General features: G+C 70.9%; 9 protein-coding genes and 2 tRNA genes. 2 read left to right on the top strand and 9 right to left on the bottom strand.

All coding sequences use genetic code 11. The features are described 5' to 3' along the window. Positions 1-209: 209 nt before the first annotated feature. The 3 genes from ACU6WZ_RS19855 to leuS all read right to left on the bottom strand — a co-directional run bounded on the left by ACU6WZ_RS19855 (position 210) and on the right by leuS (position 4,885). Complete coding sequence (locus tag ACU6WZ_RS19855) at positions 210-1,055, bottom strand: DegV family protein (RefSeq protein ID WP_447029426.1); 846 nt, start codon at positions 1,053-1,055, stop codon at positions 210-212. Positions 1,056-1,120: 65 nt separating this feature from the next. Next, positions 1,121-1,894 (bottom strand): hypothetical protein, encoded by a 774-nt coding sequence (locus tag ACU6WZ_RS19850; RefSeq protein WP_447029425.1) that lies wholly within the window; start codon positions 1,892-1,894, stop codon positions 1,121-1,123. A 123-nt stretch (positions 1,895-2,017) separates the two neighbouring features. Beyond that, positions 2,018-4,885: a leucine--tRNA ligase gene (leuS, locus tag ACU6WZ_RS19845; RefSeq protein ID WP_447029424.1), complete on the bottom strand. Its 2,868-nt coding sequence runs from the start codon at positions 4,883-4,885 to the stop codon at positions 2,018-2,020. 476 nt (positions 4,886-5,361) lie between these two features. Here leuS and ACU6WZ_RS19840 point away from each other — a divergent pair, with 476 nt between their 5' ends. Together ACU6WZ_RS19840 and ACU6WZ_RS19835 are read left to right on the top strand one after the other, a co-directional pair. Continuing rightward, complete coding sequence (locus ACU6WZ_RS19840) at positions 5,362-6,726, top strand: ferric reductase-like transmembrane domain-containing protein (protein WP_447029422.1); 1,365 nt, start codon at positions 5,362-5,364, stop codon at positions 6,724-6,726. Beyond that, entirely contained in the window at positions 6,723-8,300 is a 1,578-nt protein-coding gene (locus ACU6WZ_RS19835; RefSeq protein ID WP_447029420.1) for an NADH-ubiquinone oxidoreductase-F iron-sulfur binding region domain-containing protein, read from the top strand. The genes ACU6WZ_RS19840 and ACU6WZ_RS19835 overlap by 4 nt, the downstream gene beginning before the upstream one ends. An 82-nt stretch (positions 8,301-8,382) precedes the next feature. On the opposite strand, the gene ACU6WZ_RS19830 is transcribed toward ACU6WZ_RS19835, so the two are convergent. The 6 genes from ACU6WZ_RS19830 to ACU6WZ_RS19805 all read right to left on the bottom strand — a co-directional run bounded on the left by ACU6WZ_RS19830 (position 8,383) and on the right by ACU6WZ_RS19805 (position 12,152). Continuing rightward, positions 8,383-8,455: transfer RNA gene (locus ACU6WZ_RS19830), tRNA-Ala, on the bottom strand. A 146-nt stretch (positions 8,456-8,601) separates the two neighbouring features. Then, positions 8,602-8,835: a hypothetical protein gene (locus tag ACU6WZ_RS19825; protein ID WP_358586772.1), complete on the bottom strand. Its 234-nt coding sequence runs from the start codon at positions 8,833-8,835 to the stop codon at positions 8,602-8,604. 336 nt (positions 8,836-9,171) lie between these two features. Then, positions 9,172-9,244, bottom strand: a tRNA-Ala gene (locus tag ACU6WZ_RS19820). A gap of 69 nt (positions 9,245-9,313) precedes the next feature. Continuing rightward, complete coding sequence (locus ACU6WZ_RS19815) at positions 9,314-9,976, bottom strand: histidine phosphatase family protein (protein WP_447034146.1); 663 nt, start codon at positions 9,974-9,976, stop codon at positions 9,314-9,316. Further along, a complete protein-coding gene (rsfS, locus tag ACU6WZ_RS19810) occupies positions 9,973-10,467 on the bottom strand; it encodes a ribosome silencing factor (protein WP_447034144.1) in 495 nt (164 codons plus the stop codon). The genes ACU6WZ_RS19815 and rsfS overlap by 4 nt, the downstream gene beginning before the upstream one ends. Before the next feature lie 23 nt (positions 10,468-10,490). Beyond that, positions 10,491-12,152, bottom strand: coding sequence for an LCP family protein (locus tag ACU6WZ_RS19805; protein WP_447029419.1), 1,662 nt, complete (start codon positions 12,150-12,152; stop codon positions 10,491-10,493). Between the last annotated feature and the right edge of the window lie 31 nt (positions 12,153-12,183).

Here is a 12,183-nt window from a genome sequence, read left to right as displayed (position 1 = left end):
GCGCGTACCGGCCCAGTGGAGGGGCGAGGCCGGGGCGCGGCCCGGGCCCGTGGTTGCGGAGCGTGATCGGAGAGCCATGGCACAAGACGGTAGGCACATCCGCCCAGCTGCGATGATCAAGCTCAATTCCGGTGGAAAATCCGACCGTTGTGGATAACCCGGTCACTCTCGCGAGGGAAGGCTGTGGGCGAGTCGCCCGCCCACAGCCGTCAGTGCGGCGCCACCACGACCCCGAGCAGCCCCGGCCCTGTGTGCGCCCCGATCACTGCCCCCACCTCGCTGACATGCAGCTCCGCCAGTCCGGGAACCCGGCCGCGCAGCCGCTCCGCCAGTCGTTCGGCGCGTTCCGGGGCCGCCAGGTGGTGCACCGCGATGTCGACGGGGCGCGTTCCGGCCCGCCCGGCCACGATCTCCTCCAGGCGGGCGATCGCCTTGGACGCCGTTCGCACCTTCTCCAGCATCTCGATCCGCCCGCCCTCCAGCTCCAGCAGTGGCTTCACCGCGAGCGCCGAGCCGAGCAGCGCCTGCGCCGCGCCGATGCGGCCGCCTCGGCGCAGGTAGTCCAGCGTGTCCACGTAGAAGTACGCCGACATGCCGGCCGCCCGCTTCTCCGCCGCGGCCACCGCCTCGTCGACGCCGCCCCCCGCGTCGGAGGCCTCCGCAGCCGAGAGCGCGCAGAAGCCGAGGGCCATGGCGACCATGCCCGTGTCCACCACCCGCACCGGCACCGGCGCGTCCCGCGCCGCGACCACGGCTGCGTCGTACGTACCGGAGAACTCGGAGGACAGGTGCAGCGAAACGATTCCTGTCGCCCCCGCTTCGGCCGCCGCCCGGTACGCCGCGGCGAAGACTTCGGGGCCCGGCCTGGACGTCGTGACGGACCGGCGCTTTTGCAGCGCGAGGGCCAGAGTGCGCGCCGAGATCTCCGTGCCCTCCTCAAGGGCCCGGCCGCCGATGACGACGGTCAGCGGCACCGCGGTGATGGCATGCCGCTCCATCGTCCGCTGTGGCAGGTAGGCCGTGGAATCGGTGACGATCGCGACATGGCGGGACATGAGCGGGAGGTTACCCCGCGCGGACGCCCTGCGGCAGTCGAGCCTTTCCGGGCCGTCTTTCCCGTTCAGACCGTGCCTTCCGGCCGGGCCGCCTTCTGCCACGGATACACCGTCTGCCGCTTCGGGTCACCCGCGGTGATCGCTTCCGGCCCTGCGTCGTCCGCGGTCCCGTCTCGCGCGCCGGCACCCGCCGCAGGGGTGTCCGCGTCCGCCGGCACGTCCTGCCACGACTGAGCCCGTGCCGGCTCAGTCGCGCTGCCCGCCGCCGGCCAGGACGCCTCTGCCCCCGGCCCGGTCGCCCAGTGCCGCAGCGCCCCCGACTCCACCTCGATCTGCGCGCTCAGTGACGCGAGGTCGTCGTCCGCGAACCGACTCGCCCGGTCCCGCGCCGCCCACCGCAGTGAGTCCGCCGCGTGCGTCACCCGTTCCGTGCGCTCCCGCAGGTCCGGCATGCGCTCCGCGACCCGCGCCTTGTCCGGCTCGCGCTCCAGCCGCCTCAGCTCGTCGTCCAGCTCGTGCCCATGTGCGCTCAGCCGCTCGAACAGCGCGATGGACTCCGACAGGGACGCGTCCTCCGCGGCTCCGGCGTGCAGCGCGTCCTGCGTCGCCTTCATCGACGTACGCAGCGAAAGCCTCAGCTGGGCCAGCTCGCCGGCGACACCCAGCTGTCCGAAGCTCTTGGCTCGCAGGGTGGTGTCCTCGACGCTGCGCCGCGCCTGCGTGATCGTACGGTCCACTCCGCGCTTCGCCGCGCCGACCGCCTTCACGCCCGCGTAGACGCCTGTCGCCACGAATGCCAAGAAGAGCAGCAGCGCCAGGATCACAATGACGGCTTCCATGAGCGCCCCTCTGTTTGTCGGTCCACTCGACTCGCGTGGTCTCTCCACCGTAAACGGAACGGGCAGGCCGAGGGTTCCATCGGAACCCCCAACCTGCCCGTAGGGGAAAGCCCTACACCGCGATCACGCCGGAACGATGTTGACCAGCTTCGGCGCCCGCACGATCACCTTGCGGATCCCGGCGCCGCCCAGCGCCGCGACCACGCCCGGGTCGGCCAGTGCCAGCTTCTCCAGCTCCGCGTCACCGATCGACGGGGAAATCTCCAGCCGCGCCTTGACCTTGCCCTTGACCTGCACCACACACGTCACGGTCTCGTCGACCACATACGCCGGGTCCGCGACCGGGAAGTCCTGGTGCACCACGGAGTCCGTGTGCCCCAGCTTGCGCCACAGCTCCTCCGCGATGTGCGGGGCGAGCGGCGCGATCAGCAGCACCAGCCGTTCGGCGACCGAGCGCGACAGCGGGCCGCCCGCCTTCGTCAGGTGGTTGTTCAGCTCGGTGACCTTGGCGATGGCGGTGTTGAAACGCATGCCCGCCATGTCCTGGCCGGCCCCGTCGATCGCCTTGTGCAGCGCGCGCAGCGTCTCCTCGTCGGGCTCCGTGCCGACCACCGTGACCTCACCGGTCGTCTCGTCGACGACATTGCGCCACAACCGCTGCAGCAGCCGGTACTGGCCGACGACAGCGCGTGTGTCCCACGGCCGCGACACGTCCAGCGGGCCCATCGCCATCTCGTACAGCCGCAGCGTGTCAGCGCCGTACTCGGCTGAGATCTCGTCCGGAGTGACCGCGTTCTTCAGGGACTTGCCCATCTTGCCCAGGACGCGGCCGACCTTTTCGCCGCCGTACCAGTACCCGCCGTCGCGCTCCTCGACCTCGGCCGCCGGCACGGCGATGCCGCGCGCGTCCCGGTAGACGAACGCCTGGATCATGCCCTGGTTGTAGAGCTTGTGGAACGGCTCCGACGACGAGACGTGCCCCAGGTCGAACAGCACCTTGGACCAGAACCGCGCGTACAGCAGGTGCAGTACCGCGTGCTCCGCGCCGCCGACGTACAGGTCGACACCACCGTGCGGCATGCCCTCGCGCGGGCCCATCCAGTACTGCTCGATCGCCGGGTCGACCAGCTTCTCGCTGTTGTGCGGGTCCAGGTAGCGCAGCTCGTACCAGCAGGAACCGGCCCAGTTGGGCATGGTGTTGGTCTCTCGCCGGTACTTCTTCGGACCGTCGCCCAAATCCAGCGTCACATCGACCCAGTCCTCGTTGCGCGACAGCGGCGTCTCGGGGCGGCTGTCGGCGTCGTCCGGGTCGAAGGTGCGCGGCGAGTAGTCCTCGACCTCGGGCAGCTCCAGCGGCAGCATCGACTCGGGCAGCGGGTGCGCGATGCCGTCCTCGTCGTAGACGATCGGGAACGGCTCGCCCCAGTACCGCTGCCGGCTGAACAGCCAGTCGCGCAGCCGGTAGTTGACGGTGCCCTCGCCGATGCCGCGGGCGGCCAGCCACTCGGTGATCCGCGCCTTGGCGTCGACGACACCCAGCCCGTCCAGCGAGACCCCCTCGCCCGCCGAGTTGACGATCTTCGCGTCGTACGAGGCGAAGGCGTCGTCCCACTGCGCCGGATCCGTGCCCCGCCCGTCGGAGGGCTCGACGACGCAGCGCATCGGCAGCTCGAAGGCGCGCGCGAACGCGAAGTCGCGGGAGTCGTGCGCCGGGACGGCCATGATCGCGCCGGTGCCGTACCCCATCAGCACGTAGTCGGCGATGAAGACCGGCACCTGCTCACCGCTGACCGGGTTGACGGCGTACGCGCCGGTGAAGACGCCCGTCTTGTCCTTCGCCTCGGCCTGCCGCTCGACGTCGGACTTCGACGCGGCCTGCTTGCGGTACGCCGCCACGGCCTCGGCGGGAGTGGCGTGACCTCCGGTCCACACCTCGTGCGTGCCCTCGGGCCAGGCGACCGGGACGATCGCCTGGACCAGGTCGTGCTCGGGCGCCAGCACCATGTACGTCGCGCCGAACAGGGTGTCCTGCCGGGTGGTGAAGACGGTGATCGCGCCCGCGTCCCCCACCGGGAAGTCGACGCGCGCGCCCTCGCTGCGCCCGATCCAGTTGCGCTGCTGCAGCTTGATCGCCTCGGGCCAGTCCAGGCCGTCCAGGTCGCTGAGCAGGCGGTCGGAGTAGGCGGTGATACGCATGTTCCACTGGCGCAGCTTGGCCTTGAAGACGGGGAAGTTGCCGCGCTCGGAGCGGCCGTCCGCGGTGACCTCCTCGTTGGCCAGCACGGTGCCCAGGCCCGGCGCCCAGTTGACGGGCGCCTCGGAGGCGTACGCCAGGCGGTACTCGCCCAGGATGTCGGCGCGTTCGGCGGCGCTCAGCTCACTCCACGGGCGCGCGTCCGGCATCGTACGCTCCCCGCTTTCGAACTGGGCTACCAGTTCAGCGATCGGACGGGCACGGTCCGCGTCCTTGTCGTACCAGGAGTTGAAGATCTGCAAGAAGATCCACTGGGTCCACGTGTAGTAGCCCGGGTCGATCGTCGCGATGGAACGCCGCTTGTCGTGTCCCAGGCCCAGCCGGCGCAGCTGCTGCTTCATGTTGTCCATGGCGGCCTCGGTCGACACCCGGGGGTGGGTGCCGGTGGCGACCGCGTGCTGCTCGGCGGGCAGGCCGAAGGCGTCGAAACCGAGGGTGTGCAGGACGTTGTGGCCGGTCATCCGCTGATGGCGGGCGTAGACGTCGGTGGCGATGTAACCCAGCGGGTGCCCGACGTGCAGGCCCGCACCCGAGGGGTACGGGAACATGTCCATGATGAACTTCTTGGGCCTGGCGGCCAGCTCGGCGTCGCCCGCCAGGCCCCCGCTCGGGTTCGGCGCCTCGTACGTGCCCTCGACGTCCCAGAAGTCCTGCCAGCGTGCCTCGATGTCAGCGGCCATCGCGGCCGTATAGCGGTGCGGTGCTGCCACCTCGGCAGCAGAATTCGTCTCGCTCATGATCCTCAAAGCTCCATCGATCGTCTCTGCCCGCGGCCTGCAAATGAAAAATCCCCTCGCACAGGAGGGGACGCCGCGCCGATTCCGACCGGATCTGTCATCCGTCGGGACTGATCAGCGCGGCTCGCTAAGCAGAAGGCGTACGGCACGCATGGCGTCAGGGTACCGCAGGGCCCGACAGGGCCGCGGCGAGTATCCGCCCGTCGGCCCCTTACCCGCCGCCGGCGCCTTCCCGGTGGCCCGTCGGCCAGGGTTACTCCGCGTATCGGCCCTATCCGGGGCAACGTTCGAGCGAGTTTTCACACAGTTCCCGCACTAAACCTCCAAACGCCGTACTGCCTGGTATGACCCGACCTAGCATGCGGCAACGGGACCACTTTGCCGAACCATTCGGAGTCGCCCCCATGAACCCTCATCCACACCCCCCACATCCCAACTCGCGTCGCAAGAAAAGCACTTCCTTCGCTTTCCCCGCATTGAGCCGGCCCGCGCAAGGAGGCCTGACAGCGGCCGTACTGGTCGTCATACCCCTGTTCGCCATAGCCGGAAGCGACAGTTTCCGGGCCGCGCTGGACTTCACCACGGGCGTGCTGTCCCTGGTGTCCCTCACCGCCTCTGTCGCCTGGGGCATGCTGGCCACCGACCGGCTGCTGCTGCGCCCACGTCACCGTCTGCTCGCCCAGGGCATCCACCGGGCCACCGCGGTCGCCTCCCTCGGCTTCCTGCTGCTGCACGCGACGGTCAAGGTCTCGCTGGGGCACATCTCGCTCCTCGGAGCCCTGATCCCCTTCGGCCTCGGCGTCTCCGGTACGTCCGGCCTCATCGGATTCGGCTCCCTTGCCGGATTCCTCATGATCGTCGCCGCCTCGACCGGCGCCCTGCGCAGCGCCTTCGCCACCCCCGGACGCATCGCGGGCCGCTGGCGGGCGCTGCACATGGTCGCCTACCCCGCCTGGGGATCGGCCCTGGTACACGGCCTGTTCGCAGGCCGGCCGGCCGCCGGGTGGGTGGTGACGATGTACGCGCTGTGCCTCACGGCGGTCGTCGGAGCCCTCTCACTGCGCCTGCTGCCGCCCCCGCTCAAGCGGATGGTCGCCGACCGGATCGTGGCCCTGGCCACCTCGGGCTCCCTGGCACGCCGGCCCGAGCCCAGACCGCGCGACGCTGTGCTCTCCCCGCTGCCCGGCGGCGGATTCGCACCGCCTCAGGAACCGCCGCGCCCGCAGCGGGCGCCCGAGCAGCTGCTGCGCGATGACGCGCCCACACACGTGCAGCCGCCGCCCCGCCTCGCGGCCCCCTCACCGCCGCTGTACGAGGCCGGCCTTCCGGCGCCCGCCTGCAACGCGGCTTCGGACAACGGCATTTCGGCGGCATACCGCGCCGTGTCGGCATCGGCCCCACCCGCCGCCCACGCCTCGGCGTTCGCGGCCGCGCCCACCGAGCGGATCCCGCTGGCGGAGCAGATCCCCCTGACGGAGGAGATCCCGGCCCAGGCACCGCCGCCCCGCTGGCCCACCCCCTCCCCTCCGCCCCCCATCCCGGCCGCCCGCCCGCCGTACGACCCGGACCGCGCGGCGTACGGCCCCGGTGCCGTCCCCGCCCCGGACCTGCCCGGATACGGCCCCGGCGGCTTTCCCGCACCCGACCTCCCCGGGTACGCCGAGTACGCCGCTCACCCGGACAACGTCCCGGGCGCCACCGCCGGGCGCCCCTCCTACGCCCCCGAGGCGTCCGCCGCACCCGCCCCCCACCCCTTCGGCGCACCCGACCCCGCGCCGGCCCCGCCCCACCGGCCCGCCGCAGGCGAGCCCTGGCACGCACCCGCAGGAGAACGACGTTGAACGACCCGCTACCCGACGTCCCCGAAGTCCGCGTCGTCGGCCTTCCCCAGCTGACCACCGGCTTCGACCTGGTCGAGCGCCTCGACCTCGGCATGCACCTGAAAGTGCACGGCCCGCTGGAGCCGGTGGGCGGGGAGCGCCTGGCCGAACTCGCGGACTACATCTCGCTGCGTGGCCGCGGCGGGGCAGGTTTCCCGTTCGGCAAGAAGCTGCGGGCCGTCGCGCAGGCCTCCATCAGGCGCGGGGTGCGGCCCGTCGTCGTCATCAACGGCAGTGAGGGCGAGCCCGCCTGCCGCAAGGACACCGTCCTGCTCAACCGCGCCCCCCACCTGGCGCTGGACGGCGCGCTGCTCGCGGCCGAGGCACTCGGCGCCCGCACCTTGATCGTCGGCGTCACCCGCAACTCGACCGAGGCGTCCATGCGGGCCGCCTTCGCCGAGCGCGGCCTGTCCGACCGGCGCGGCCAGCAGTTGCGCGCCCGGATCGTACGCACCCCGGAGCGCATGGTCTCCGGCGAGGCGTCCTCGCTGATCCGCGCGGCCAACGGCGGCCCCGCCCTGCCGCCGGGGCGCCGTGAGCGCGCCTCCGAAACGGGCGTCGGCGGCGCGCCGACGCTGCTGTCCAACACGGAGACCTTCGCGCAGCTCGCCGTCGCCGCCCGCATCGGCGCCCGCCGCTACGGCCACACCGGCCTGGAGAACGAGCCGGGCACCGTCATGCTGACGATCTCCGGCGCGGTCTCGCGCCCCATGGTCGTGGAGGTGCCCACCGGCGTACCGCTGCGTTACGTTCTCCAGATGGCCGGCGCTCCACCGATGCCCCAGGGCGTCCTGACCGGCGGCTATCACGGCAGCTGGATCGACGCGGTCGCCGCGCACGACGCCGTGATATCCCGTGAGTCGCTCGCGTCCTTCGGCGGCGCGCTCGGGGCGGGGGCGATCCTGCCGATCGGCCCCGAGACCTGCCCGCTGGGCGAGTCGCTGCGCGTGGCGAACTGGCTGGCGGCGGAGACGGCGGGCCAGTGCGGGCCCTGCCGCCTTGGGCTGCCCGCCGCCGCCGGGGGCCTGTCCGACGTGATCAACGGTGGCGGTCAGGCCGCGCTGGAGGCGCTGCGGGAGGTGACGCAGGCCGTGAAGGGCCGCGGCGCCTGCAAGCACCCCGACGGCTCGGTGCGCTTCTTCGTATCGACCCTGAACGCCTTTACGGACGACTTGGCGGCGCACGTCCTGGGCGGCGGCTGCGGCCGCGAGACAGCGGGTGTGCTGCCGCTCCCGGGGCCCGGTTACGAGGAGGAGGGCGTCCCGAGCGGCGAGAAGTTCGCCGTGGACTGGACGCTGTGCAAGGGCCACGGGTTGTGCGCCGACATCGTTCCGGAGCTGATCCGGCTCGGCCCCGATGGCTACCCGGCGCTCTCGGACGCGTCGGTGCCGGTGCACCTGCGGGGGCGCGCGCAGCGTGCCGTACGCCGCTGCCCCGCGCTCGCGCTCCGTATCGAGCAGGAGGCTCCCGCGCGGCCGGCTCGGGCCGCGCTGCCGGGCAGCACCAGGAAGGCCCTCGGCAGCGGCCGGGACTGACCCCCGGCCGCCCCCGGGGCATACGAAAGATCCCGCCCGGTCTCATCCGACCGGGCGGGATCTTCGTGCTGTGGAGCTTCTGTGGAGCTAAGGAGAATTGAACTCCTGACCTCCTGCATGCCATGCAGGCGCTCTACCAACTGAGCTATAGCCCCGCGCGTTCTGCCGTTCTCCGTGGTTTCCCCCGGCGGCTCCGCCAACATTACACGGTCCCCCCGGCCCTCCACCAAATCGTTTGCCCACGCGCCCGCTTTGTCCGTTTCTATCGGACAGTCAGCCGGTCAAGCGGTCGGTCAGGCGGTCAGGCGGTCGCGAAGGAGTAGAAGCGCTTGAGCGTGCAGTGCTCGTCGAGCAGCCTGCCGTAGATGGGCTCGCCCTCGAGTTCGCGATACGTCTCGATGGGGTCGCCCTTTATGATCAGCGCCCGCGCGCATTCCTCGCACCAGTACTGGTACTCGGCGTTGACGGGCTCCATGTCACGGACGATGGGCGTGCCACTGCCGCACCAGTCGCATTTCCGCCGGTGTGCGCCCATGCTTCAGTTCCAGCCGTGGCGGCAGGCCGTGCACACGTACGCGATACCTCCGTTGTCGGCCGGTCCCTCGTCCCCCTCCGGCCGTCCGATTCTGCCATGGCTGTGCAAGAGGGGCGGTGACCTCGGGGCAGGAGGTCCGCCACACCGCACGGCAGTTGACGCCGGAGATCGCGAACTGCCCCGAAATGCGGCGCACTAGCGCTGCGCTGCGCACCGCGAGCGTCACAGAATCCGTCGTTACGGGAGCCGTCATCACGGGAGCCGTGGTCACGGGAGTAATGGTCACGGAAACAAGAAACCCGGTCCCCCCTGGAGGAGGAACCGGGATCCGGATTGTGGAGCTAAGGAGAATTGAACTCCTGACCTCCTGCATGCCATGCAGGCGCTCTACCAACTGAGCTATAGCCCCGCTGTTCTCCGCGCTGTGCGCTGCGAACAAGAAGAACTTTAGCCTGCGACCTGGGAGAAGTGAAATCCGTCAGTCGTCGTCGCCGAGCACCGGCTCCGGGAGCGTCCCGGCGTTGTGCTCCAGCAGCCGCCAGCCGCGGGCGCCTTCGCCCAGGACGGACCAGCAGCAGTTGGAGAGCCCGCCCAGGCCCTCCCAGTGGTGCGACTCCAGCCCCAGGAGCCGGCCGATGGTGGTGCGGATGGTGCCACCGTGGCTGACGACGACGAGGGTGCCGTTGTCGGCCAGTTTGTCGGCGTGCGCGAGCACGACGGGGGCCGCCCGGTCGGCGACCTCGGTCTCCAGCTCCCCGCCGCCGCGCCGCACGGCCTCGCCGCGCTTCCATGCCGCGTACTGATCGCCGAACTGCCCGATGATCTCGTCGTGCGTCAGACCCTGCCAGGCGCCCGCGTACGTCTCGCGCAGGGCAGCGTCGTGCGTCACGTCCAGGCCGGTCAGGGTGGACAGCTCGACGGCCGTTGCCGCCGCCCGCTTGAGGTCGGACGCAATCATCACGTCCGGCTTCAGGGAGGCGAGCAGCCTGGCGGCCCGGCGCGCCTGCGCGACGCCGGTCTCGGTCAGCTCGATGTCGGTGCTGCCCTGGAAGCGGCGCTCCAGGTTCCAGGAGGTCTGGCCGTGTCGCCACAGGACGATGCGCCGGCCCCGGCTCGGCCGGCCGGTGTCGCCGGCGTTCAGCTCAGGTCTCCGTCCACATCACCGGCCGCACGCAGCTTGGCGTGCTCGTCGGCCAGGCCGCGGGTCTTGACGGCGTCCTCGGGCAGTGCGATCTCCGGGCAGTCCTTCCACAGGCGCTCCAGGGCGTAGAAGACACGCTCCTCGCTGTGCTGGACGTGGACGACGATGTCGACATAGTCCAGGAGCACCCAGCGGGCCTCGCGGTCGCCCTCGCGACGCACGGGCTTGACACCGAGCTCATTGTTCAGTCGCTCCTCGATCTCGTCGACGATCGACTTGACCTGACGGTCGTTGGGCGCCGAGGCGACCAGGAAGGCGTCGGTGATGGACAGCACATCGCTGACGTCGTACGCGATGATGTCGTGCGCGAGCCGGTCTGCGGCCGCCTGAGCGGCGGCGTTGATGAGCTCGATGGAACGGTCCGTGGCGGTCACAGGCAGGCTTTCGTCGGTGGTCAGCAGTCCCTCCAGGGTCTCACGGACCACCGACAGCCCCGACGAAATGAACGGGTGCCCTACCTGACCTCGAAATCCTGGCCCAGTACGACGCTGATTTCGGCGTTCGGGGCGCTCTTGCCCTTGCGTACGGCGCTCTCCGGCAGCCCCAGCGTCTTGGCGACCTCCTGGGCCTGCGCTTTTTGAGCCGTGGCGCCGTAGTTGACCTGCGACGACGTGATAGCGGTGCCCGCGCTGCCGGCGTCCACGAACGCGTACCCGCCGTTGACCAGGGCGATCCTGGCGCTCTCGGTGGCGCCCTCGCTGCCGTTCGCGTTCTTGATCCCGACCCGCACGGCCGCACCCTGCTCCGGGCTGCTGACCGAGCCGCCCAGGATGTCCTTGACCACACTGGCGGCGGCGGACTCGCTCAGGCGCCCGTCGGGCTGCACAGGCAGCTGGGCCGTCTTGTGGTCGCCCTTCTTGGCGTGCTCGGCGAGCTTGGCGAGCGAGGCCCCGAGATCCTTCTCCGGCAGCGACGGGTCGAGGATCTGCGCCAGCGTGCGCACGGTGGTGGTCGCGGCCTGCGGATCGTCCGAGATCTCCTTCAGTACGCCCTGCATGACCTGGCCGAACCGCTGGAGCTGCGCGGCCTCTGCCTCGCCGGTCGCCCGGTGGGTGGCGTACGCGACGGCCATCCGGCCGCTCAGCGTCTGCTCCTTGCCCTGACGCACCACGGGTGAGGCGCCCTTCTTGGAATCGGGCACGTCGGTGTCGGTGTCGATCTCGATGTTGCCGACCAGCTCGACGAGGTTCTCCAGGTACGGAGTGTCCAGGCGCCAGGTGCCACCGACCTTCGTCCCCAGCACGGACCCGATCGCCTCACGGGTGCCGGCCGCGCCGTCGTCGTCGACGGACTTGCCGAGCGTCGTGGTGGTGCCGTCGTCTTTCGCCACGGAGAGCGAGTTGGGGAGCAGCACGGTGGTTCCCTGCCCGGTGGTGGCGTTGTCGACGAGCAGCGCGGTGGAGGTGACGCCCTTGTCGCCCCGCTTGGTGTCGTGCAGGTGCACGACGAAGACATCGCGCTTCTGCGGACCGGAAGCGGCGCTCGGGCTCTCGTCGCCGCCGGCGAGGCCGGGCAGCATGCCCGCGTACCAGAGGTAGCCGATGCCGGCCGCGACCACCAGCGCCAGGACGGCGACCAGGGAGACGACACGGTTGCGGCCCCGGCGCCTGGCCTCCTCGCGGCGCTCGGTGCGGCTCTCGGTGAACTTCAGCCAGTCGATGACGTCTTCGGAGTTCTCGTCCGGCTCTTCGACGAAGGAGAACTGCTCGGTGGCGTACTCGTTCCCTGGCCTGCGCTGCTCGGGTACGGGAGCCCGCTCGGGCTCGGCCTCGGGCTCGGCGGCGGGAGCGGGCGCGCTCTCATGCACCGGACCGGCCTGCTGTGGGATCCACTGCTGCTGCTGGGCGGTGTCGGCGTACCCGTAATGCTGCTCCTGCTGGGGCTGCTGCTCGGGCTGCTGTGCGTACGGGTCGTACTGGGGTTGCTGGGCGTACGGGTCGTAGCCGTACCCCTGCTGCTGTTGCGGGGAGTCGTACTGCTGCGGGGGCTGATGAGGAGCCTGCTGCTGGGGCTGCTGGTACACCGGGCGGCCGTAGGCGTCGTAGCCGATGATCTCCGGCTGCTGGACGTACGGATCCTGCGCGTACGGGTCGTACGGATACTGTCCGTCGTTCACCGGTGCCCCTCTCCCTGCTGTGTCTGTGCTC

It is taken from the genome of Streptomyces hypolithicus, assembly GCF_052934925.1.
This window is presented reverse-complemented; position numbering and strand designations above follow the sequence as displayed.

Bases quoted from the DNA above. Each gene is read 5' to 3' on its own strand.
- ACU6WZ_RS19825 (WP_358586772.1), bottom strand. From the start codon at position 8,835: ATGGGCGCACACCGGCGGAAATGCGACTGGTGCGGCAGTGGCACGCCC.
- ACU6WZ_RS19855 (WP_447029426.1), bottom strand. From the start codon at position 1,055: ATGTCCCGCCATGTCGCGATCGTCACCGATTCCACGGCCTACCTGCCA.
- ACU6WZ_RS19850 (WP_447029425.1), bottom strand. From the start codon at position 1,894: ATGGAAGCCGTCATTGTGATCCTGGCGCTGCTGCTCTTCTTGGCATTC.
- leuS (WP_447029424.1), bottom strand. From the start codon at position 4,885: ATGAGCGAGACGAATTCTGCTGCCGAGGTGGCAGCACCGCACCGCTAT.